Annotated in this window: 21 protein-coding genes; 18 read left to right on the top strand and 3 right to left on the bottom strand. The window is 61.4% G+C overall.

Annotated elements, in window-relative coordinates:
• Positions 1-146 precede the first annotated feature (146 nt).
• The 6 genes from GTW23_RS09780 to GTW23_RS09755 all read left to right on the top strand — a co-directional run bounded on the left by GTW23_RS09780 (position 147) and on the right by GTW23_RS09755 (position 4,176).
• Positions 147-1,001 carry a peptidylprolyl isomerase gene (locus tag GTW23_RS09780; RefSeq protein WP_152011376.1) on the top strand — a complete coding sequence of 285 codons (855 nt, stop codon included), beginning with the start codon at positions 147-149 and terminating at the stop codon, positions 999-1,001.
• A 45-nt stretch (positions 1,002-1,046) separates the two neighbouring features.
• Positions 1,047-2,288, top strand: coding sequence for a bifunctional glutamate N-acetyltransferase/amino-acid acetyltransferase ArgJ (gene argJ, locus GTW23_RS09775; RefSeq protein ID WP_252915612.1), 1,242 nt, complete (start codon positions 1,047-1,049; stop codon positions 2,286-2,288).
• 36 nt (positions 2,289-2,324) lie between these two features.
• Complete coding sequence (locus GTW23_RS09770) at positions 2,325-3,083, top strand: GNAT family N-acetyltransferase (RefSeq protein WP_152011378.1); 759 nt, start codon at positions 2,325-2,327, stop codon at positions 3,081-3,083.
• A 4-nt stretch (positions 3,084-3,087) separates the two neighbouring features.
• The gene (gene mutT, locus GTW23_RS09765) at positions 3,088-3,495 is read left to right on the top strand and encodes an 8-oxo-dGTP diphosphatase MutT (protein ID WP_252915611.1); all 408 of its coding nucleotides are present in this window, start codon (positions 3,088-3,090) and stop codon (positions 3,493-3,495) included.
• Positions 3,496-3,635: 140 nt separating this feature from the next.
• Positions 3,636-3,959: a hypothetical protein gene (locus tag GTW23_RS09760; protein ID WP_244615357.1), complete on the top strand. Its 324-nt coding sequence runs from the start codon at positions 3,636-3,638 to the stop codon at positions 3,957-3,959.
• A 43-nt stretch (positions 3,960-4,002) separates the two neighbouring features.
• Entirely contained in the window at positions 4,003-4,176 is a 174-nt protein-coding gene (locus GTW23_RS09755; RefSeq protein WP_152011380.1) for a Flp family type IVb pilin, read from the top strand.
• Between the two features lie 12 nt (positions 4,177-4,188).
• Here the strand turns inward: GTW23_RS09755 and GTW23_RS09750 are convergent, their stop codons facing one another.
• Complete coding sequence (locus tag GTW23_RS09750; protein ID WP_252915610.1) at positions 4,189-5,073, bottom strand: methyltransferase domain-containing protein; 885 nt, start codon at positions 5,071-5,073, stop codon at positions 4,189-4,191.
• 94 nt (positions 5,074-5,167) lie between these two features.
• Here GTW23_RS09750 and GTW23_RS09745 point away from each other — a divergent pair, with 94 nt between their 5' ends.
• The 5 genes from GTW23_RS09745 to GTW23_RS09725 are packed head-to-tail and all read left to right on the top strand — an operon-like array spanning position 5,168 to position 8,126.
• Positions 5,168-5,959 carry a ComF family protein gene (locus GTW23_RS09745; RefSeq protein ID WP_267660817.1) on the top strand — a complete coding sequence of 264 codons (792 nt, stop codon included), beginning with the start codon at positions 5,168-5,170 and terminating at the stop codon, positions 5,957-5,959.
• Between the two features lie 34 nt (positions 5,960-5,993).
• The gene (gene grxC, locus GTW23_RS09740) at positions 5,994-6,254 is read left to right on the top strand and encodes a glutaredoxin 3 (RefSeq protein ID WP_152011383.1); all 261 of its coding nucleotides are present in this window, start codon (positions 5,994-5,996) and stop codon (positions 6,252-6,254) included.
• 3 nt (positions 6,255-6,257) lie between these two features.
• Positions 6,258-7,118, top strand: a complete 861-nt coding sequence (locus tag GTW23_RS09735) for a carbon-nitrogen hydrolase family protein (RefSeq protein WP_252915608.1) — start codon at positions 6,258-6,260, stop codon at positions 7,116-7,118.
• Entirely contained in the window at positions 7,115-7,540 is a 426-nt protein-coding gene (locus GTW23_RS09730) for a DUF1178 family protein (RefSeq protein ID WP_252915607.1), read from the top strand. The genes GTW23_RS09735 and GTW23_RS09730 overlap by 4 nt, the downstream gene beginning before the upstream one ends.
• Position 7,541: 1 nt before the next feature.
• The gene (locus GTW23_RS09725) at positions 7,542-8,126 is read left to right on the top strand and encodes a DUF3291 domain-containing protein (protein ID WP_252915606.1); all 585 of its coding nucleotides are present in this window, start codon (positions 7,542-7,544) and stop codon (positions 8,124-8,126) included.
• A 92-nt stretch (positions 8,127-8,218) separates the two neighbouring features.
• Here GTW23_RS09725 and ubiG read toward each other — a convergent pair whose 3' ends face one another.
• Positions 8,219-8,971 (bottom strand): bifunctional 2-polyprenyl-6-hydroxyphenol methylase/3-demethylubiquinol 3-O-methyltransferase UbiG, encoded by a 753-nt coding sequence (ubiG, locus tag GTW23_RS09720; protein ID WP_152011387.1) that lies wholly within the window; start codon positions 8,969-8,971, stop codon positions 8,219-8,221.
• A 191-nt stretch (positions 8,972-9,162) separates the two neighbouring features.
• Here ubiG and GTW23_RS09715 point away from each other — a divergent pair, with 191 nt between their 5' ends.
• From GTW23_RS09715 to GTW23_RS09685, 7 genes are all read left to right on the top strand, one after another.
• On the top strand, positions 9,163-10,437 hold the full coding sequence (locus GTW23_RS09715; protein WP_152011388.1) for an aspartate kinase: 1,275 nt from the start codon (positions 9,163-9,165) through the stop codon (positions 10,435-10,437).
• A gap of 94 nt (positions 10,438-10,531) precedes the next feature.
• Positions 10,532-12,793 (top strand): phosphoenolpyruvate--protein phosphotransferase, encoded by a 2,262-nt coding sequence (gene ptsP / locus GTW23_RS09710; RefSeq protein ID WP_152011389.1) that lies wholly within the window; start codon positions 10,532-10,534, stop codon positions 12,791-12,793.
• Positions 12,794-12,801: 8 nt separating this feature from the next.
• The gene (gene prfA, locus GTW23_RS09705) at positions 12,802-13,887 is read left to right on the top strand and encodes a peptide chain release factor 1 (RefSeq protein ID WP_152011390.1); all 1,086 of its coding nucleotides are present in this window, start codon (positions 12,802-12,804) and stop codon (positions 13,885-13,887) included.
• The gene (prmC, locus tag GTW23_RS09700; protein WP_252915605.1) at positions 13,874-14,785 is read left to right on the top strand and encodes a peptide chain release factor N(5)-glutamine methyltransferase; all 912 of its coding nucleotides are present in this window, start codon (positions 13,874-13,876) and stop codon (positions 14,783-14,785) included. Before prfA ends, prmC begins: the two co-directional genes overlap by 14 nt.
• A gap of 291 nt (positions 14,786-15,076) precedes the next feature.
• The gene (locus GTW23_RS09695; RefSeq protein ID WP_152011391.1) at positions 15,077-15,811 is read left to right on the top strand and encodes a DUF4167 domain-containing protein; all 735 of its coding nucleotides are present in this window, start codon (positions 15,077-15,079) and stop codon (positions 15,809-15,811) included.
• 192 nt (positions 15,812-16,003) lie between these two features.
• A complete protein-coding gene (clpB, locus tag GTW23_RS09690; protein WP_252915604.1) occupies positions 16,004-18,631 on the top strand; it encodes an ATP-dependent chaperone ClpB in 2,628 nt (875 codons plus the stop codon).
• A 61-nt stretch (positions 18,632-18,692) separates the two neighbouring features.
• Positions 18,693-19,115 carry an MmcQ/YjbR family DNA-binding protein gene (locus GTW23_RS09685; RefSeq protein WP_252915603.1) on the top strand — a complete coding sequence of 141 codons (423 nt, stop codon included), beginning with the start codon at positions 18,693-18,695 and terminating at the stop codon, positions 19,113-19,115.
• Positions 19,116-19,133: 18 nt separating this feature from the next.
• Here GTW23_RS09685 and GTW23_RS09680 read toward each other — a convergent pair whose 3' ends face one another.
• A complete protein-coding gene (locus GTW23_RS09680) occupies positions 19,134-21,083 on the bottom strand; it encodes a M23 family metallopeptidase (protein WP_252915602.1) in 1,950 nt (649 codons plus the stop codon).
• Positions 21,084-21,490: the final 407 nt, after the last annotated feature.

The following is a 21,490-nucleotide window of genomic DNA, read 5'->3' as shown; positions in this document are numbered from 1 at the left end:
GAAAGCCGTCTGGACGGACGGTTGGCTGACAGATAAGAGGGGGGTCGAACGATGTCAACGGCGGCGAAAGCCCGTCTCACGGTTGCCAAATTCCAAGAGCACTTGGGTGGCTGACCCCGTAAAGCTTCACAATGAAAGGTCTCTTCATGCGTCTTCCGCAGCTAGCAGCCACACTCTTCCTGACTTCAGTCGCCTTCCTGCCCGTTCACGGCCACGCCGCCGATGAAGCCGACCCGGTGGTGGCAACAGTCGCCGGTGTTGAAATTCGTGCGTCCGAGCTGACACTGGCCGAGGGAGATCTCGATCCGCAATTCGCCCGTCTGCCGGATGAGCAGCGCCGCGTTGCAGCCCTTGCTGCGGTCATCGACATCAAGACGCTGGCGCGAAAGGCTGAAGCTGAAGCGCTCGACGAGACCGAGGAATTCAAGAGGCTGATGGCATTTCAGCGTGACCGCGCCCTGCACAACGCGATCTTCAAGGCGAATGTGGTCGATCCTGTAAGCGATGACGATATCAAGGCCCGCTACGAGCAGGAGATCGCTGCCGTTCCGCCGGAAGAGGAAATCAGTGCGCGCCACATCCTGCTCGAGACCGAAGAGGCGGCCAATGCCGTTATCGCTGAGCTGGATGCCGGCAAGGATTTCGCTGAACTCGCCAAGGAAAAGTCCACGGGCCCAAGTGCCGCCCAGGGCGGAGACCTCGGTTTCTTCACCAAGGGCCGGATGGTGCCGGAATTCGAGGCGGCTGCCTTTGCAATCACGCCCGGTGAATATGGCAAGGAGCCGGTGAAGACCCAGTTCGGCTGGCACGTGATCAAGGTCGAAGAGCGCCGCGAAACAGCGCCGCCGGCCTTCGAGGAGGTTGCCGACCAGGTTCGTCAGCTGGTCATGCGCGAGCGCTATGCCGAGCTTATCCGCACCGCGCGCAGCGAAACCGAAATCGATGTGCTCGATCCGGATCTGAAAAGCGCTTACGACGCCATCAGCCAGGACCAGCAATAAGGCCGGCCTTCAGGAGCCGGACTTCGCCGCTTCAAGGAACCCTTCATGGCCACTGAAATTTCGCCCCTGGCTCCCAAGTCCTATGCGCAGTTGCCGCCGATCGCCGGTGTGCGGATCGAAACTGCGGCGGCCGGGATCAAGTACAAGGATCGCACGGATGTGATGCTCATGGTGTTTGACAGGCCGGCTGCTGTGGCCGGGGTCTTCACCACGTCGAAATGTCCATCGGCGCCGGTCGACTTCTGCCGGGCAAATCTTGCCGACGGGCAGGCCCGGGCCCTGGTGGTCAATTCCGGAAACGCCAATGCCTTCACCGGAAAAAAGGGGCGCGAGGCGACCGAGCTTACTGCAAAATCTGCGGCAGAAGCTGTTGGTTGCAAGCCCTCGGAAGTGTTCCTGGCATCGACCGGGGTCATCGGTGAGCCGCTGGATGCGAGCAAGTTTGCTTCCGTTCTCGGGACGATGGCCGGGTCCGCCAGCGGTGACCGGTGGCTGGATGCGGCCCGCGCGATCATGACCACAGACACCTATCCGAAGGTCGCCACCCGGACAGCGAAGATTGACGGCGTGACGGTGAGGCTCAATGGCATGGCCAAGGGCGCGGGTATGATCGCGCCCGACATGGCAACGATGCTCTCGTTTGTCGTGACTGACGCCGATATCGAACCGGGAGCGCTGCAGACGATGCTTGGCCGCCATGTCGGCTCGACGTTCAACGCGGTTACGGTCGACAGCGACACCTCGACATCGGACACTCTGATGGTCTTTGCCACCGGGGCTGCCACCGAACGGGGCGCGGGCGCAATCCGGTCCGCATCGGATCCGCGGGCGAGAAGCTTTTCGAAGGCGCTGGCCGAGTTGATGGAGGATCTGGCGATCCAGATCGTTCGCGACGGGGAGGGCGCGCGCAAGCAGGTCGAGATCACCGTCACCGGTGCGGCGTCCGCCAAGGCCGCCGGGCGGATCGCCCGTTCCATCGCCAACTCGCCTCTGGTCAAGACCGCGGTTGCCGGCGAGGATGCAAATTGGGGCCGCATCGTCATGGCTGTCGGAAAGGCCGGCGAAAAGGCCGAGCGCGACAAGCTGGCCATCTGGTTTGGCGATGTCCGGGTGGCAGTCGATGGCGAGCGCGATCCTGGCTACAGTGAAGCCGCAGCCTCGGACGTCATGAAGCAGGACGAGATTGCCATTCGGGTGGATCTCGGCATCGGCCGTGGCAAGGCCCGTGTGTTCACCTGTGACCTGACCAAGGCCTATGTCGAAATCAATGGCGATTACCGCAGCTGAGCGGTTTGCCTGCCAGAACAGGGGGCGGGGTCTATCTTGCCTAATCTTGCAATCGTCAGACGGCTGGAAGCCGTAGGATTCAGGGCCTGGCCCGCAGCGTCGATCCAGTATGACGGCAGCTGGCAGATCCGCTTGACGGCGGGACATCCGTCGAAACGGCTCAACTCGGTCAATCCGCTCGACCCTTCAGACCATGAGGGGATCGAAGGCCGGGTCGAGCGCGCTGCGCGCCGCTTCGATTCCTATGACCGTCCATTGGTGTTTCGTCAGTCGCCACTGGCACCGCCGCCGCTCGAAGCCTATCTCGATGCGCTCGGTTGGCCTCGCTTCGATGAAACCATCGTCATGACCGGAGCGATCGACGATCTCGACATAGATGGTGGTATGGATCACCTGCCGATGCGTGACATCGGACGCTATGTCGATGCCTCGATAGCCGTGCACGGCCGCGACCAGTCGCTCAAGCCGGGGCTTACGGAAGTGCTGAACTCGATCAGACCGCCCAGCGGGTTGTTCGTGCTGGAGGACGAGACTGCCGGACCGGTGTCGACGGCGCTGTGCGTTCATGACAACGACCTTGCCGGCTTGTTCGAGCTGGCAACGCGAGCCGACATGCGGCGCAATGGTTATGGCCGGGACGTGGTGATGGCCGCGCTCAGGTGGGCGCGACATCGGGGAGCGGAGACCTCCTGGTTGCAGGTGGAAAGCGCCAACACCGCAGCCGTCGCGCTCTACAAGGGGCTCGGCTTTGCCGAGGTCTATCGCTACGCCTACCGCCAGAAACCGGGATACTGACACGATGGGCGACAAGAAGATATTGCTGGTTGCGGCCTGCGCCCTGGTGGATGCGGACGGGCGGGTACTCCTTACCCAGAGGCCTGAGGGCAAGAAGCTGGCTGGACTTTGGGAGTTCCCGGGTGGCAAGGTCGAGCCTGGCGAAACGCCCGAGGCCGCGCTTATACGTGAGCTGTCCGAGGAAATCGGCATAATCACCAGAGAGCCCTGCCTGGCGCCACTGACCTTTGCAAGCCACAGTTATGACGAGTTTCATCTGCTGATGCCGCTGTTTGTCTGTCGCCGGTTCGAGGGGACGGCGAGAGGGCTTGAAGGGCAGGCGCTCAAGTGGGTTCGTCCGCGCGACATGCGGGATTACCCGATGCCGCCCGCCGACGAGCCGCTCATTCCCTATCTGATCGACCTGCTTTAGGCCTGTCTGCCGACAGTTCCTGCCTCAAAATGTGGCGCGATTTGCGTCCATTGCTGGAGGTAGCGTTAATCAAACCTCAATGTCCTTCACGCAAGAATGGCCAAAATGACGGATCCGGCGCGATCCTGTGTGGAGGCGTTATGAACAACGACGATTTCTGGATGACGGTGATGGACAGGGGTGAGCAGGAGAACCAGCCGAAACGCTTCGGTGCCGTGCGCGTCGCCCTCCTGTTCGGCACAGCCGCGATCGCTGTCGCGGCAATCCTGACGCCTGTCGTTGCAGACCGCTCGCCTTCCGCGCGGATTGCCTGGGCGCCTGACCAGTTTGACAATATCACCACCGGATCGATCCCGCAGCGTTCGAGCAACAGCTCTTACACCGTTCGCAAATCGATCCTGCAGGACAACCCGGGTGCGCTCTGCATCATTCGTAGCGATGGCAGGAAGACGGGCGACTGCTGAGCAAATTTGATCCCGAAATTACAAGCGGAAACGGAACAGAGTTATGAAATCCTTGTTTTGCAGGTTCATTGAGGACAGATCCGGGGTCACCGCGGTTGAATACGGTCTCATTGCCGCCTTGATCGCGACCGCAATGATCAGTGGCGCTTCCATACTTGGGAATGCTCTCGACGCGAGCATGAACAGCACCGCAAATCATCTGAAGAACTCGATGTAGAGCCTCCACGTCCTAGCGTGGAAGCTTCTGTTCCGGCGTTTTCAGTGCGTCGGCCAACCGTGCCCTGGCCGAGCCCGGTCTCAGGGGCTTTTGCTGGTTTTCGTGCGGTGCCCAGCCAGACAGGTGGATGACCGGGAAACTCGCACGGATACGACCGTCCGCATCCGAAAACCGTTCGGCATAAATCTGTGCAGCGCGCAAAAACACCTGCCTGTCCAACGGCTTCCTGCTGCGATCGGTCAGAATCGATGTCATGCCCATGGCGCGCAGATCCCTGAGAAGAGCAAACATGTCACCGTACCGGACGACTATGTCGTCAATATCGGCGACGGGCAGGGCAAAGCCTGCGCGCTGCAGCAGGGCGCCGTAATCCCGAATATCGGCAAACGGGTGAACCCTCGCGTTGGCGCCGCCGGTCAGTTCGCTTTCCGCTGCCAGCAGGGATTCCCGCAACTCGCCCAGAGTGCCCGAGCCGGGAACTGCGGCAAGCAGCAGACCGTCGGGCTTCAAGGCCCGGCGCATCTGAACAAGCGCGCCGGGAGTGTCGTTGGTCACATGGAGTGCAAGTGGCGAGACCAGGAGGTCGGCGCTGGCTGGTTCCAGCGGGACAAGGTCCGGTTCAGCAAAAACCTGGCTGCCGGCCGCTGTTCCGGGCACGGGGCACATGTCGACATAGGTGAAGTCGGCGGCCTTGCCTGTGGCTTTCATCAACTCAGCGGCCAGCGGCAAGCCGCCATGGACCTGGACGGGATTCTCAAACTGTCTTTCGACGACCGATAGCCGGTCCGCCATGTCCTCGGCGATCCGGCGGACCAGGAAATCCGCGCCCGGCTCGAAAGCGGCCAGAGCGCGCGACCGGCGCTGATGCAGAAGAGTATGATCGAAGAGACGGTCCAAGATCGGGTGTCCATTGCCGGGTTCATAATGCCGTGGTGGCGTGTCCACACTGCAGCGGCTCGCTTGTTGGATGGAACGGCCGTAAAGTCAACAGATGGACCGAGCTGACCTCGTTCATTTCAGGCGCCGGACGCTGGCTGTTCTTCAGTCCGCCGGGGTGAGCCTTGCAGAGCTGGTGTACCCGCCGGTCTGCTCCGGCTGCGGGAAAATGGTGGGCAGGAGAGCTGCGCTGTGTGGCGGATGCTGGACGCATGTGCGGTTTATCGAGCGACCCTATTGCGAGGTTACCGGCGTGCCGTTTGATCATGACCGGGGCGACGGGCTGGTGTCGCCGCAGGCAATCTCGGCGCCGCCGCCTTATGAGAGAGCCCGCGCGGCTGTGTTCCATGACGGCGTTGCCCGCAAGCTCGTGCACGGGTTGAAATATTCGGATCGTGCCGACCTGGCCGCCATGATGGCGTCATGGATGCTGCGCGCCGGGCGAGACGTGGTCGATGACAGCGATGTCATCATCGCAGTCCCGTTGCACCGGGCAAGACTGTTTGCACGGCGGTACAATCAGTCGGCCGAGCTTGCCCGCGCACTCGCGCGGCTCTCGGGCAAGCAGTTCCTGCCGGGCGCGCTGAAGCGCGTAAGGGCCACGCGGCAACAGGTGGGGCTTGGTCTGAGGGCACGGCAGGACAATGTCCGCGGCGCGTTCCTGACGACGAACCAGCAGGCGCAGCACTTCATCGGGATGAAAGTGCTGCTGGTGGATGACGTGCTGACCACGGGATCGACAGTCGAGGCTGCAACGAGGACCTTGCTGAAGGCGGGAGCGGCCCGGGTGAACGTGCTGACCTTTGCCAGGGTTGCAAGCCAGGGCGGTGAAACCCTATATGCTTGAGAGTGTCCAAGCGCATAAGCAATCGGAGAACCGCATGTCAGAAGTCATCATCTACACACGACAGTTCTGCGGGTTTTGCACCGCGGCCAAGCGGCTGCTGGATAGCAAGGACGTCACCTACACCGAACATGACGCAACATTCTCTCCGGATCTGCGCCAGGAAATGATCGGCAAGGCCAATGGCCGCGCGACATTTCCGCAGATATTCATTGATGGTGTTCACGTTGGCGGGTGCGACGAGTTGCATGCCCTTGATCGCGCCGGCAAACTCGATCCCATGCTGACAGGAGCCTGAGAGATGCGTGAGCTGGTTGCCGCCGCAGTCCAGATGCGGTCGGGTGTGACGCCCGATGCGAACATCGCCGCAATGGAGAGCCTGGTGCGTGAAGCGGCCGGACGCGGTGCGCGTTACGTGCAGACTCCGGAGATGACCGGCGCTGTGCAGAAGAGCCGGGCCGGATTGCGCAGCATTCTCAGAACCGAAGCCGACGATGCCGTGCTCAAGGCTGCATCCGTCCTTGCCGCCGAACTGGGGATCTACCTGCATATCGGCTCCACGGCGATCGATGTCGGTAACGAGATGACAGCCAATCGTGGCGTGGTGTTCGGTCCCGACGGCGCGGCTCTGGCCCATTATGACAAGATCCACATGTTCGACGTCGATCTCGACAATGGCGAAAGCTGGCGGGAGAGCGCCGTGTATCAACCCGGCGACGTCGCCCGGACAGTGGACATCGACGTGGCTCAGCTCGGCATGGGAATCTGCTACGATATCCGTTTCCCGCACCTGTACCGGGACCTCGCACTCGCCGGGGCCGATATCCTGACCGCTCCGGCAGCGTTTACCCGCCAGACCGGAGAAGCGCACTGGCATGTCTTGCAGCGCGCCCGGGCGATCGAGAACGGCGCCTTCGTGATTTCGGCGGCGCAGGGCGGTGTGCATGAAGACGGACGCGAGACCTACGGGCATTCGATCATAGTCGATCCCTGGGGCCGGATCGTTGCGGAAGCCGACAATGACGAGCCCGGCGTGATTGTCGCGTCATTGTCGCTTGACGAGGTCAAGGCTGCCCGGTCGAAGATCCCCAATCTCAGGAATGCGCGGGAATACAGGGTTGAAACCGGGGTTCAGGACGCAAGAGGAGAAAGAGTGGCGTGATCCGCTTTTCTTTGCAGTGTGACAAGGACCATGAGTTCGAGGCATGGTTTTCCTCGAGCACGGATTTCGACAATCAAGCCGAACGGGGCCTGGTCGAGTGCCCGGTCTGTGGCTCGCGGCAGGTCGGAAAGGCGCTGATGGCACCGGCTGTCGCAGTTTCGAAGGAAGCCCCTGTGCGGCCTCTTGCGATGGATCCGGAAAGGCGCGAGATGATGCGCAAGATCCGGGAAATGGTTCAGGCAGTGAAGCAGAACTCCGAGGATGTCGGCGAGCGGTTTGCCGATGAGGCGCGCAAGATCCATCACGGCGAGGCCGAAGCGCGCGGCATCATCGGGAAGGCCTCGAGCGATGATGCTCGGTCGCTGATCGAGGAGGGGATCGAAATCGCGCCCTTGCCTGATCTTCCGGATGACCTGAGTTGAGATGAAATCATTAGGTTTTCAGCTTGGGATGTACAATTTCGGCCTGCACGTGGCGCCTTATGATGCGCCGGAGGTGCAAGGGTTTCTCAGGCGGGAGCCTTTGAATTTTGCCGCCGCTGAAAGGGCGTCGGGATTCGTTGCCCGCTCCGGCTACGAAGGAGAGCCGGGCCCGAAGAGCTGGGGTATCCAGGTTTTCCCCCGGTTCATCGAAGGCAGCGGTCATGACAGCGGACCATCTTCCTTGTCTGTATGGGCGGATATCGAGAGCCTGATGGCCTTCTCCTACGCCGGTGTTCATGCCGAGGCCCTGAAAAATGCCCGCAACTGGAACACAAGGAACGACTGGCCGCCGCTGGTGCTCTGGTGGATCGAGGCCGGGCGCCTGCCGGACTGGGCGCAGGCGGCTGAAAGGCTGGAATGGCTGCATGACCATGGAGCCGGTCCGCGTGCCTTCACTTTCAAGCAGGCCTACGGCCCGGACGGCGCGCCTTTGGAAATTGATCGTGATCGCGTCAAGGCCCTGATTGAAGCGAACGCGCCGGGCCAAAGTGATCTGCTTGAGCAACTCAAGCATCTTCCTGTCTGACCCTGAACGCCGCCTGGTTCATGACCATTTCTACCGGGCAAGTTCCGGCTCGTCGAAGACGCAGGTCTTTTCGAATGCGATGCCGGGATGGATCAGGTGGCTTTTGGCCGCTCCATGAGCATCATGTAGTTGACGTCCATGTCGCGGGACAGGTTCCACTGGTCCTGAAGCGGATTGTAGAACACGCCGGTACGATCGATGACATTCATCCCGGAAGTTGACAGCGGCCTCTCGATTTCCTCCGGGCGGACCAGTTTTTCGTACTGGTGGGTACCGCGCGGCAGCCAGCGAAGCACATATTCGGCGCCGATGATCGCCAGCGCCATGGCTTTCATTGTCCGGTTGATCGTTGCGACGAACATCAGGCCGCCGGGCTTGACCATTTCCGCGCAGGAGGTGAGGAACAGATCAACGTCAGCGACGTGCTCGACCACTTCCATGTTGAGCACGATGTCAAAGCGCTCACCGCGCGCGGCCAGTTCTTCAGACGTTATGGCTTCGTAGCTGACATCGACCCCGCTCTGGGCGGCATGGATCGAAGCCACTTCGACATTGGTGCGCGATGCATCGGCGCCAAGCACCTCGGCGCCCATCCGGGCCATGGGCTCTGACAAAAGACCGCCGCCACAGCCGATGTCGAGCAATCTGAGGCCTTGCAACGGCTTGTCGCTCTTCGGGTCGCGGCCAAAATGCGCAGCCACATGATCGCGAATGTAGGTCAGACGCACAGGGTTGAACTTGTGCAGGGGGCGGAACTTGCCGTTCGGATTCCACCATTCCGCCGCCATGGCCGAAAACCGCTCGACTTCGTCCTGATCGATCGTTGTCTGGGCAGCTTGGTTCATCGGTCTCTCCAGAGTTCTGTTGAGGACAATCAACTCGGGCGTCAGCCCCGCCTTGTCAAGAGTTGGCAATGTCACACCTGCGATCCGGTTGCAGGCCGCAAGTTTTTTGGCTATGAGACCGCCACATTCCGCTCCGCAACCCGGGGCGGTTTTTCTTGCCCGTTAGCGGGTTCGTCAGCGGATAAATCAACATGGCCCGCATAGTGATGAAATTTGGCGGCACCTCGGTTGCCGACCTGGACCGGATCCGCAACGTCGCCCGGCACGTCAAGCGTGAAGTCGACGCCGGGCACGAGGTCGCCGTGGTGGTGTCGGCAATGGCCGGCAAGACCAACGAACTGGTCAACTGGGTGCAGCAGATGCCGAAGGTCGCCGGTGCGAGCGCCTCTTTCTATGACGCCCGCGAGTATGACGCGATCGTTGCCTCGGGCGAACAGGTGACCAGCGGGCTGCTGGCAATCGCGCTGCAATCGATGGGCGTGGACGCCCGGTCCTGGCAGGGCTGGCAGATTCCGGTGAAGACAGACAATGCCCACGCGGCGGCACGGATCGTCGACATCGACGGGTCCGAACTGATCCGCCGCTTCGAAATCGGCCAGGTGGCGGTGGTTGCCGGTTTCCAGGGGGTGGGGCCCGACAACCGGCTGGCGACGCTTGGCCGTGGCGGATCTGACACCAGCGCGGTGGCGATTGCCGCCGCGGTGAAGGCAGACCGGTGTGACATCTATACCGATGTCGATGGTGTCTACACCACCGATCCGCGGATCGAGCCCAAGGCACGGCGGATGAAGAAGATCGCCTTCGAGGAGATGCTGGAAATGGCATCACTCGGAGCCAAGGTGCTGCAGGTCCGGTCGGTCGAGCTGGCCATGGTGCACAAGGTCAGAACCTTCGTGCGTTCCAGTTTCGAAGACCCGGACGCCCCAGGAATGGGCGATCTGCTCAACCCGCCCGGAACTCTCATTTGCGACGAGGAAGAAATCGTGGAACAGGAAGTCGTTACCGGCATTGCCTACGCCAAGGACGAGGCGCAGATTTCCCTGAGGCGGCTGGCTGACCGGCCCGGGGTTTCGGCGGCAATTTTCGGCCCGCTCGCCGATGCCCACATCAATGTCGACATGATCGTGCAGAACATCTCCGAAGATGGGTCGCGAACCGACATGACCTTCACAGTGCCTTCGAGCGATGCGGAAAAGGCGCTGGCGGTGCTCGCCGGTCAGAAAGAGCTGGTCGGCTACGATGTGGTGCAGAGCGAATCAGGCCTGGCCAAGGTTTCGGTCATCGGTATCGGCATGCGCAGCCATGCCGGGGTGGCGGCGAGCGCGTTCAAGGCGCTTGCAGAGAAGTCGATCAATATCAAGGCAATAACCACTTCCGAGATCAAGATCTCGATCCTGATTGACGGCGCCTACGCCGAACTCGCGGTAAGGACTTTGCATTCCGTCTACGGTCTGGATAAGACTTAGCCAACGGGATCAAGACAAGCCGGCACAAGCCGAACTCTGTAAGCCGGCCGGGAGTGTCCCGGGCGGACAACACGAATTGGGAGAATGAAGCGCGATGAGAGACCTTTCCGCAGGTCCGCGCGTCCTTCTCAGGCGGCTGCGCGAGTTGATGGCGGAGCCCCTTGAGCCGCAGGAACGCCTTGACCAGATTGTCCGCCAGATTGCGGCGAACATGGTCGCTGAAGTGTGCTCATTCTATGTGCTGCGTGCCGATGGTGCCCTGGAACTGTTCGCCACGGAGGGCCTGAACAAGGATTCGGTCCACCTGGCGCAACTGAAAATGGGTCAGGGCCTGGTCGGCACCATTGCGGCAAGCGCGCGTTCGCTCAATCTTTCAGACGCCCAATCCCACCCCGCCTTTACCTATCTGCCGGAAACAGGCGAGGAGATCTACAACTCCTTCCTTGGCGTGCCGATCCTCAGGGCCGGCCGGTCGCTGGGGGTTCTCGTCGTCCAGAACAAGGCGCACAGGAAGTACCGCGAGGACGAAGTCGAAGCGCTCGAAACCACCTCGATGGTGTTGGCCGAGATGATCGCAACGGGCGAACTCAAGCAGATCACCCGGCCCGGTCTCGAGCTGGACCTGAACCGTCCGGTGACAATCGAGGGTGATGCCTATGGTGATGGTATCGGCCTTGGCCATGTCATCCTGCATGAGCCGCGGATCGTGGTCACCGAACTGCTCAACGATGACAGCGAATCCGAACTCAAGCGGCTTGAAGAGGCGCTCGGATCCCTCAGGATCTCAATCGATGACATGCTGTCGCGGCGCGACGTTTCGATGGAGGGTGAGCATCGGGCGGTTCTGGAGGCCTACCGGATGTTTGCCCATGATCGCGGCTGGGTGCGCAAGCTCGAGGAGGCGATCCGCAACGGACTGACCTGCGAGGCGGCGGTGGAGAAGGTGCAAAGCGACACCCGCGCCCGCATGATCCACATGACCGATTCCTATCTTCGCGAGCGGCTGCACGATTTCGACGACCTCGCCAATCGCCTGCTCAGACAGCTGACGGGATTTGTTCCGGGCAGCAAGGGTTTGCCACAGGATGCGATCATCGTGGCACGCGCCATGGGGGCTGCGGAACTGCTTGATTATCCGCGTGAGGCTATCCGCGGTCTCGTGCTTGAAGAAGGGGCGGTTACCAGCCATGTGGTGATTGTTGCCCGCGCCATGGGCATTCCGGTGGTGGGCCAGGTACCCGGCATTGCCTCGCTGGCGGAAAACCGAGATTCGATCATTGTCGATGGCGAGGATGGCATTGTTCACCTGCGTCCGATTACCGATGTGCAGAATGCCTATGCCGACAAGGTGAGGTTCCGGGCGAAGCGGCAGGAACAGTACCAGGCACTGCGAACGGTCGAGCCGCGGACCCGGGACGGGCAGTATGTGACACTTCAGATGAATGCGGGGCTTCTGGTCGACCTTCCGCAGTTGAGCGAATCCGGGGCCAGCGGGATAGGCCTGTTCAGGACGGAGCTGCAGTTCATGATCGCCTCGACCATGCCCAAGGTCGACGAGCAGGAAAATCTTTATCGCAGCGTGCTGCGGCAGGCGGGAGGCAGGCCGGTCACTTTCCGGACTCTGGATATCGGCGGCGACAAGGTGGTGCCGTATTTCCGCTCCGCCGAAGAGGAGAATCCGGCGCTTGGCTGGCGCGCCGTCCGGCTTTCGCTGGACCGTCCGGGATTGCTGCGCACGCAGCTCAGAGCGTTGCTGAAGGCAGCGGCCGGCGCCGAACTGAAGCTGATGCTGCCGATGATCACCGAGGTCAATGAGCTTCGCCTGGCGCGCGAACTGCTCAACAAGGAAGTCCGGCATCTTTCCCGGTTCGGCTACCAGTTGCCGCGCAGCCTGCAGTTCGGCGCCATGCTGGAAGTGCCAAGCCTGCTCTGGCAGCTCGATGAGTTGATGGAAGAAGTCGACTTCGTCTCCGTCGGCTCCAACGACCTGTTCCAGTTCGTCATGGCGGTCGACCGGGGTAATTCCCGCGTGGCAGATCGTTTCGATACGCTGGGGCGGCCATTCCTGCGTGTGCTGCGCCAGATCGTCGAAGCTGCCAACCGAACCAACACGTCGCTGACCCTTTGTGGTGAGATTGCCGGAAAATCGCTCTCGGCGATGGCGTTGCTCGGGATCGGTTTCCGCAACATCTCGATGTCGCCGGCTGCGATCGGGCCGGTAAAGTCGATGTTGCTGTCGCTGGATCTGGGCAAGCTTGAGGAAGCCCTGCTGCCGGTCATTGCCGATACGCGAAGTGAAAAAACCGTTCGCGAGTTCCTGATGGACTTTGCCGACGCCAATGGTGTGAGCCTCTAGGATCAAGCATGGCACGATTGCCGACCCAGAAAATCCGCGAACTGGAGCGCCGTTTCGACGAGGTCGAGGCGCGTATGTCGGCCGGCCCCGATCCGGACGTCTATGTGAAGCTGGCTTCGGAGTACTCCGAACTGCAGCCGCTGGTGGCCGAGATAAGGGCGCTTTCGAAAGCCGAGGCCGAGCGTGCCGACCTCACGGCAATGCTGGCCGACAGCTCGACCGACCGCGAAATGCGGGAGATGGCCGAGGACGAACTGAAGGCGCTCAAGGGCAGGATCGAGAAGCTTGAACAGCAGATCGAGATCATGCTGCTGCCCAAGGACGCCGCCGACCAGCGCAGTGCCATTGTCGAAATCCGCGCCGGAACCGGCGGCTCGGAAGCGGCGCTGTTCGCTGGTGATCTTTTCCGCATGTATGAACGCTATGCCTCCTCCCAGGGATGGCGTGTCGAGGTGTTGTCGGCAAGCGAGGGCGAAGCCGGCGGCTACAAGGAAATCATTGCCACCGTGTCGGGCAAGGGCGTGTTTGCGCGGCTCAAGTTCGAATCCGGTGTTCACCGGGTGCAGCGGGTCCCCGAAACCGAATCCGGCGGCCGCATCCACACCTCGGCGGCAACCGTTGCGGTGCTGCCCGAAGCGGAGGACATCGACATCGAAGTCCGTGCGGAGGATATCCGTATCGACACGATGCGGGCGTCGGGCGCGGGCGGCCAGCACGTCAACACCACCGATTCGGCGGTGCGTATCACCCATCTGCCAACCGGGCTTGTGGTCACCTCGTCGGAAAAGTCTCAGCACCAGAACCGCGCGCGCGCGATGCAGGTCTTGCGCGCCCGGCTTTACGACATGGAGCGGCAGCGGGCCGACGACGAGCGCTCCCAGTCACGGCGCAGCCAGGTCGGCTCGGGCGACAGGTCCGAACGGATCCGGACCTACAATTTTCCGCAGGGCAGGGTGACCGACCACCGGATCAACCTGACGCTCTACAAGCTCGACCGGATGATGATGGGCGAGATCGACGAGGTCGTCGATGCCCTGATCTCGGATCATCAGGCCGGCCAGCTGGCCACACTTGGCGACAATGGCAAGGCCTGACCTGGCTGATGCTGCCACGCTTGGCGAGGCTTGGCTGATGCTGCGCAGCGCGTTCCGATCCGCAGACCTCGAAACCGCGGATCTCGATGCCCGGTTGCTTACGGCCAAGCTGGCAGGGGTCGAGCCGCATCAACTGGTGACAGGCGGCGATGCGCCGCTTGGAGAGACGGTGCGTGGCCGTCTGGCCAAAGCCCTGGATGACAGGCTTGCAGGCATGCCTGTGCACCGTATCCTGGGTTTCCGGGAGTTCTACGGTCTCTCGCTCCGGCTTTCGCCCGCGACGCTGGAGCCGAGGCCCGACACCGAAACGCTGATCGATGCCGTGCTGCCGCTGGTCCGGGAAAAAGCAGCGGCAACGGGCTCCTGCTCGATTGCTGACCTGGGGATCGGAACCGGCGCAATTGGGCTGGCGCTGCTTTCGGAATGCCCGCAAGCAACCTGCCTCGGCGTCGATGTCTCGGCAGATGCAGTGAAGACGGCGCTCGAGAATGCACGTCAGCTTGGACTTTCGAAGCGTTACCGGGCTATCGAGGGTAACTGGCTGTCGGGCATAGATGCACAGTTTGACCTGATTGTTTCCAACCCGCCCTATATTCCGACCGCTGATCTGTCTGGCCTCTCGAGGGAGGTGACCGAACACGACCCGGTACAAGCGCTCGATGGCGGGACCGACGGGCTTGACGCCTACCGGGCGATTGCCTCGCAGGCAGGCGATCGGCTTGTTCGAGGAGGGTATCTCGCTGTCGAGTTCGGGATAGGCCAGGGGGCCTCCGTGTCGATGATTTTTGCCGCGCACGGTTTTGCCGAAGCCTGGATGTTTCGCGATCTCGGAGGTGTTGAAAGGGTCCTCTTGTTCACGATGCAAGGTGAACCAAAACCCGTGAGCAGGGACTTTTGAGCGTTGTTTCAAGAAAAGGCTTGGAATTACAGGCAAACATGGCTAGTTTCCCGATCAGCGCCGGATAGCAAGTCTTGAAACAGATTCGATCCGATGTGGCTCGGCTCTAGGAACCCGCCAAATTTTTGGCCGCTGGTTCGCAGGAAAGCCTCTGGCGCGGGTATCTGAATTTGAACCCATAACGGTGACGGGATCAGTGGATGATCCTATGTCGCGGCGCAACCTGCGAGCCAGACGCTCTGGCCAAAGCGCCCAACAGATTTTTCAGGAAAACAACCAGGTGACTATCGAATGAGGCCAGGACAGCAAAACAAGCGCGGTCGCGGACGTAGCGGAAGCAATAATAACGGTGGGGGCAACCGCAAAGGCCAGAACCCGCTGTCGCGCTCCTACGACAGCTCCGGTCCCGATGTGAAGATCCGCGGAACCGCCCAGCACGTGGCGGAGAAGTACATGAACCTTGCGCGGGATGCGCAGAGTTCTGGCGATCGCGTGATGGCAGAAAACTATCTGCAGCATGCCGAGCACTACAACCGGATCATCCTGACAGCGCAGGCGCAGATGCAGGAGCGATTCCAGCGCGATGACAGCTCGTCACAAGCGCGCGAATCGCAGGATCAGGACGATGATGATCGCGATTCGGATGATGACAACGACACCAATGCACAGAACCAGCGTGGCGATCGGGGCGAGCAGCAGGACCGGTCCGAACGCCAGTCACGCCAGGACAGGTCTGAACGCCAGGAACGTGGCGACCGGACCGAGCGCCAGGATCGCGGCGAACGGCAAGAACGCAAGCCGCGCCAGGAACAGCAGCCCAAGCCCGTCTTCGATGCGGATGCACCACAGCCCGAGATAAGCGGCGTTCCGGCGGAAGTTGCGATCGGAGAAGACGCGTCCGTTGGGGAAGAAAGCCCGCGTCCGGCTCCCCGCCGCCGCGGCCGACCAAAGCGGGTTCGCTCCGATGAAAGCGCGGAAGCGGCCTCCGGCGCCGACAAGCAGACGGAGCCGGCTGCGGCCGAATAGGCGACGCTCTTTAACGAATGACTGAAAACCCCGGCTGGTCGCAGCCGGGGTTTTTATTGTTGAACAAGACCTTTTTCACGCAACTGTGAATACCCATATCTGGTTTATCTAATCGGGCTTGCCGCAATCGGGAGCTCATCCGGACCCGCTGTCCCGCGCCACAAATGGGTGGGACATGTAAAGGAGAAGACCATGAATATTGAAAAATACTCGGAACGCGTTCGCGGTTTCATCCAGTCAGCGCAATCCCATGCGCTTGCCGAAGGACATCAGCAGTTCATGCCTGAACACCTGCTCAAGGTGCTGATGGATGACGATCAGGGCATGGCCTCCTCTCTGATCGAGCGCGCCGGCGGGCGCCCTGCAGATGTGCGGCTCGCCAATGACGCAGCAATTGCAAAACTGCCAAAGGTGACGGGGGGCAACGGTCAGCTTTACCTGTCTCAGCCGGTGGCCAAGGTATTCCAGTCCGCCGAGGAGGCTGCAAAGAAGGCCGGTGACAGCTTTGTCACGGTCGAGCGGCTGCTGCTGGCGCTGGTCATCGAGGCGTCGGCGGAAACCTCGAAGATCCTGAAGAATGCCGGTGTCACCGCGCAAGCCCTGAACCAGACCATCAACGACATCCGGAAGGGCCGTACCGCCGACAGCGCCGGCGCCGAGCAGGGTTTCGATGCGCTGAAGAAATATGCCCGGGATCTGACCGAGGCGGCACGCGAAGGCAAGCTTGACCCGGTGATCGGCAGGGATGACGAAATCCGCCGCACCATTCAGGTGCTTTCCCGCCGGACGAAGAACAACCCGGTTCTGATTGGCGAACCCGGCGTCGGCAAGACCGCGATCGCGGAAGGCCTGGCGCTCAGAATCGTCAATGGCGACGTCCCTGAATCGCTCAAGGACAAGCAGCTGATGGCGCTCGACATGGGTGCGCTGATCGCCGGCGCGAAATATCGCGGCGAGTTCGAGGAACGGCTCAAGGCGGTGCTGTCCGAAATCCAGGCCAACAATGGCGAGATCATCCTTTTCATCGACGAGATGCACACTCTTGTCGGCGCGGGGAAATCCGACGGGGCGATGGATGCGTCCAACCTTCTCAAGCCGGCACTGGCGCGGGGCGAACTGCACTGCGTTGGCGCCACCACGCTTGATGAATACCGCAAGCATGTCGAAAAGGATGCGGCGCTCGCAAGGCGCTTCCAGCCGGTGATGGTGGAAGAGCCCACTGTCGAGGACACGGTTTCGATCCTGCGCGGCCTGAAGGAAAAATACGAGCAGCATCACAAGGTCCGGATCAGCGATTCGGCGCTTGTCTCGGCAGCGGTGCTTTCCAATCGCTACATCACAGATCGCTTTTTGCCTGACAAGGCGATCGACCTGGTCGATGAATCCGCGGCGCGGCTGAGAATGCAGGTTGATTCCAAGCCTGAAGAGCTCGATGAGCTCGATCGCCGGATCATGCAGCTCAAGATCGAGCGAGAGGCGCTCAAGAAGGAGACCGACCAGGCATCGAAGGATCGGCTCGAGCGGCTGGACAAGGAATTGTCGGACATCGAGGAAAAATCCGGTGCGCTGACGGCACGCTGGCAGTCGGAGAAGCAGAAGCTCGGCCTGGCGGCTGATCTCAAGCTCAAGCTTGAAGCGGCGCGCAACGATCTTGCCATCGCCCAGCGCAGTGGCGAGTACCAGCGCGCCGGCGAACTTGCCTATGCCGAAATCCCTGCTCTCGAACGCCAGTTGCAAGAGGCCGAAGCCCATGGCGAAGCCGATGCGGCGGGCATGGTCGAAGAGACAGTGACGCCGGATCATATCGCTCACATCGTGTCGCGCTGGACCGGTATTCCGGTCGACCGGATGCTTGAAGGCGAGCGCGACAAGCTGCTCAGGATGGAAGACGAGATCGGCAAGCGCGTGGTCGGTCAGGGCGAAGCGGTGCAGGCGGTTTCCAAGGCTGTCCGCCGGGCCCGCGCCGGTCTGCAGGATCCGAACCGGCCGATGGGCTCGTTCATCTTCCTGGGCCCGACCGGCGTGGGCAAGACCGAACTGACCAAGGCACTGGCCGAGTTTCTCTTCGATGATGAAACCGCGCTGATCCGGATGGACATGTCGGAATACATGGAAAAACATTCGGTGGCCCGTCTGATCGGTGCTCCTCCGGGCTATGTCGGCTACGACGAGGGTGGTGCGCTGACGGAAGCCGTACGGCGCAGGCCCTATCAGGTGATCCTGTTCGACGAGATCGAGAAGGCGCACCCCGATGTCTTCAACGTGCTTCTGCAAGTGCTTGATGACGGCCGCCTGACCGACGGCCAGGGGCGTACTGTGGACTTCCGCAACACGCTGATCGTCATGACATCCAACCTTGGCTCGGAATATCTGGCGGCGCTGACCGACGATCAGGACGCGGATGCCGCTCGTGATGACGTGATGAACGTCGTGCGCGCGTCGTTCCGTCCAGAGTTCCTGAACCGGATAGACGAGATCATCCTGTTCCACCGCTTGCGCAGGTCGGAAATGGGCGCGATCGTCGATATCCAGCTCAAGCGGCTGGGCAAGCTGCTCGTTGACCGCAAGATCGATGTGGCGCTTGACGAGGAAGCCCGCGTCTGGCTCGCCGACAAGGGTTACGATCCCGCCTATGGCGCGCGTCCGCTCAAGCGGGTCGTGCAAAAATACGTGCAGGATCCGCTGGCCGAGAAAATCCTTCTCGGCGAGGTTGGCGAAGGTGCTCATGTCACCGTCAGCGCGGGTTCCGACCGGTTGGTGTTCTCTGTCTCGAACGAGACACCGGCCGAGGCCGAGGCTCCCCAGGGCGAGGCCGCCTAAGCTATGCAAATGCCGGAAAAGGCGGATCTTCGGGTCCGCCTTTTTGTTGAGGCAGGGATCGATGTTGCGGTCCAGCCAGTGGCGCATCGAGCAATGGAGCCTAGACCGCTTGGAGGAGGAAGCATCCAACCTGCATTCGTTCTGCATGTCCCTGTCCGGGGCAACACATGTGGTGCAATGGGGCGGCTCCGACGTCTACAAGGTCGGCGGCAAGGTCTTTGCCATTCTCATCAGGGATCCGGATGGCCAGATGCGGGTAACCTTCAAGGCCTCGCCTATGAGTTTCGAGATACTGAAATCCGTCCCCGGAATGCGGCCTGCGCCCTATCTCGCGCCCCGCGGATTGAAATGGCTGCAATGGCTTGATGAGTCGACGCTGGACAGGCAGGCATTGCGAGACTACGTGCGCCGGTCCCATGCCATGGCGATGGATGGGTTGAGCACGGCCAAACGGATGGCGTTGCAGTCCCCGCCCTCTGCCTGACGGCCGCATGGGCCGGAATCAGCGGCTGGCAAGTTCCTTGTTGGACATCTCGATGTCGAGTAGGGTATTGATCCGGTCACGTTCGCGGGCAAACATGGCATAGGCCTCCCCCTTGAGCGACTTGCCGTCGGGAAGACGGATCCGCATCGGGTCAACCTTGTTGCCATTGACGATCAGCTCGTAGTGGAGGTGGGGTCCGGTCGAAAGTCCGGTGGAGCCGACGGTGCCGATGACCTGGCCCTGACGCACGCGCGCGCCGGGAACCACGCCCTTGGCAATGCTGTTCTGGTGAGAATAGCTCGACTTGTAACCATTGGCGTGGCGGATGATCGTCTGCCGGCCATATCCGCCGGAATCCCAGCTCGCCTTCTCGACCACGCCATTGCCCGAGGCAATGATCGGTGTGCCCCTTGGCGCGGACCAGTCGACACCGGTATGCATGCGCGAGTATTTCAGGATGGGATGGCGGCGCATGCCGAAACCGGAACGGAACTTGCCGTTCGGCACCGGATTGCGGATCAGGAATTGCCGCGCGCTTCGGCCTTCCTCGTCATAGTAGTCAATGGAATTGTCTTCGGGGTGCTGGAAGCGGTAGAGCCGGATGGAGTTGCCGCCGAACCTGGCGTTGACGAAGAGCAACTCGGAATCTTCCGTCGCGATGCCGCTGTCGTCGGTGACAGAGAAGAACGCCTCGAGCGTATCGGAGGGGCGGAGTTGCGACTGGAAGTCGACATTGCTGGCCAGCATCTTGATGATCTGGCCGACCATGTCGGCAGACATGCCGTACAACAGGGCCGAGCGGTAGATGCCGTCATAGATGTTGGGCAGGTCGCGGGCGGTGGCAACCGGTGCCTGGGTTTCGTCGAAGGCCGAGCGGATTGCCGGTGTCGGCGGCGGCTCGTTGCCGATGACAAAGCCGTTGCTGTCTGAAAGCGCAACGGTGATCATGTGGCTCGAATACTGGTAGACGCTCATGCGGATGATCCGCGTGCTGTCGCCGGATTGTTCCATTCCGACACGGATGACCGCCCGCGTCGGAACCTCGTCGGTCTTGATCTGTTGCGCCAGCATGTCGAGTGCGGCCTGATACTGTTCCGCAGTGTAACCCGCGCCGTCGAGAATGTCGGAGAGCGCTGCTGCCTTGCGCACCGGGATGATGTCATCGACATAGTCCGTTCGCTGCTGGGCCTGCGGCGAGTAGGACGCGATAGAAACATTCTCGGCGATGACCCGGGCATTCAGGCTGGCACTGAAGTCGAGCTCGAGACGGTTGGACCCGAACCGGCGTGGATCGACATAGTTGAGCGATGCAAACTGCACGGAACCGTCGGTCAGCACCGACCCGTTGGTGCGGACCGTTTCCTCGGCTTCATCGAGCGACATGGAGGCCGCAAAGGGATGGCCGGGCGCTTCAAGCGGGAAATCGATGGTGCGCAGGCTGATTTCCGAATCGACTTCGGCACCGTAGATGACGCCGGTCCTTACGCTTGATGCAGCTTCCGCGTCGCCGGCCGAGAAGATCTTGAGCGGATTGAAGCGCGGATAGGACTTGGCCGTGGCGTTGGGATGGTTGGCGGCAAGTGCGATCTTGACGTGGGCGAAAGGTTGCCTGCGGACGACGTCACGGTCGCCGTCACGGACCATGGTGGAAACTTCCATGATGCTCTTGTCGGCCGGCTTGGCGGTGACCACGGAGGGAACCAGCCGGTCACCTTTCTCGACGACGCCAATGCCGCCTGAATTCAGGTCGGTCGAAGCCAGGGCCTCAGCGGGAATTGCCAGCTGCTCGCGCCCTTCCATGGCGCCGAACAGCGCCACGCCCATCAGCAGGCTGGAAGTGATGCCGGTCATGAAGGTGCCGGAGAGCCAACGCAACGAGATCTCGCGCTTGTCGGGCGGCTTGCGGCCACCGGCCAGCAGTGGCGGTTGATCGCCCATCTGCCGTGCGAGAAAGTCGTCGTTTGGCATTGGTCCTCCAAGTTCACAGTACCGTCCGGCCGCGCTTTCGGCACTGGACGGGAACGCCAGATGCAGATGTGCCCTGCACTCAGTCATCTGTCAAATCTGCGCCCGGTTCGAGCCCCGATTCGGCAGGAGCGAAGGCAAGTGCACAGCCAACTTGATCCGGCACAGATCTTCTAGTGCGAAATCCGGCGGCTGTAAGGCAAAATCGGGGATCGGAACGACTTTATATATATGAAGGGCTCCAAACCTCGCCGGAAAAGACGGTGCGGTTTGGAAAAAATCGAAAAATGACATTTTTGCGAAAAAGGTTGTTGACTCATTTGGTGGGGTGGCCCTATAAACCGCTCACACAACGAGGGCGGCGCGCCGCTGGCGCCAAGCAGTTCGCCCTTGTGTTATCCAAAGAGAGC

The sequence above is a fragment of the Parahoeflea alexandrii genome (genome assembly GCF_024105735.1).
Taxonomy (GTDB): domain Bacteria; phylum Pseudomonadota; class Alphaproteobacteria; order Rhizobiales; family Rhizobiaceae; genus Hoeflea; species Hoeflea alexandrii.
This window is presented reverse-complemented; position numbering and strand designations above follow the sequence as displayed.

What these genes read in the sequence shown, in the direction of transcription:
- clpB (WP_252915604.1), top strand. Translation starts at nt 16,004, where the DNA reads ATGAATATTGAAAAATACTCGGAACGCGTTCGCGGTTTCATCCAGTCA.
- GTW23_RS09685 (WP_252915603.1), top strand. Translation starts at nt 18,693, where the DNA reads ATGTTGCGGTCCAGCCAGTGGCGCATCGAGCAATGGAGCCTAGACCGC.
- argJ (WP_252915612.1), top strand. Translation starts at nt 1,047, where the DNA reads ATGGCCACTGAAATTTCGCCCCTGGCTCCCAAGTCCTATGCGCAGTTG.
- GTW23_RS09755 (WP_152011380.1), top strand. Translation starts at nt 4,003, where the DNA reads ATGAAATCCTTGTTTTGCAGGTTCATTGAGGACAGATCCGGGGTCACC.
- mutT (WP_252915611.1), top strand. Translation starts at nt 3,088, where the DNA reads ATGGGCGACAAGAAGATATTGCTGGTTGCGGCCTGCGCCCTGGTGGAT.
- GTW23_RS09715 (WP_152011388.1), top strand. Translation starts at nt 9,163, where the DNA reads ATGGCCCGCATAGTGATGAAATTTGGCGGCACCTCGGTTGCCGACCTG.
- ubiG (WP_152011387.1), bottom strand. Translation starts at nt 8,971, where the DNA reads ATGAACCAAGCTGCCCAGACAACGATCGATCAGGACGAAGTCGAGCGG.
- GTW23_RS09735 (WP_252915608.1), top strand. Translation starts at nt 6,258, where the DNA reads ATGCGTGAGCTGGTTGCCGCCGCAGTCCAGATGCGGTCGGGTGTGACG.
- GTW23_RS09780 (WP_152011376.1), top strand. Translation starts at nt 147, where the DNA reads ATGCGTCTTCCGCAGCTAGCAGCCACACTCTTCCTGACTTCAGTCGCC.
- GTW23_RS09745 (WP_267660817.1), top strand. Translation starts at nt 5,168, where the DNA reads ATGGACCGAGCTGACCTCGTTCATTTCAGGCGCCGGACGCTGGCTGTT.
- GTW23_RS09680 (WP_252915602.1), bottom strand. Translation starts at nt 21,083, where the DNA reads ATGCCAAACGACGACTTTCTCGCACGGCAGATGGGCGATCAACCGCCA.
- ptsP (WP_152011389.1), top strand. Translation starts at nt 10,532, where the DNA reads ATGAGAGACCTTTCCGCAGGTCCGCGCGTCCTTCTCAGGCGGCTGCGC.
- GTW23_RS09725 (WP_252915606.1), top strand. Translation starts at nt 7,542, where the DNA reads ATGAAATCATTAGGTTTTCAGCTTGGGATGTACAATTTCGGCCTGCAC.
- prmC (WP_252915605.1), top strand. Translation starts at nt 13,874, where the DNA reads ATGGCAAGGCCTGACCTGGCTGATGCTGCCACGCTTGGCGAGGCTTGG.
- prfA (WP_152011390.1), top strand. Translation starts at nt 12,802, where the DNA reads ATGGCACGATTGCCGACCCAGAAAATCCGCGAACTGGAGCGCCGTTTC.
- grxC (WP_152011383.1), top strand. Translation starts at nt 5,994, where the DNA reads ATGTCAGAAGTCATCATCTACACACGACAGTTCTGCGGGTTTTGCACC.
- GTW23_RS09760 (WP_244615357.1), top strand. Translation starts at nt 3,636, where the DNA reads ATGAACAACGACGATTTCTGGATGACGGTGATGGACAGGGGTGAGCAG.
- GTW23_RS09695 (WP_152011391.1), top strand. Translation starts at nt 15,077, where the DNA reads ATGAGGCCAGGACAGCAAAACAAGCGCGGTCGCGGACGTAGCGGAAGC.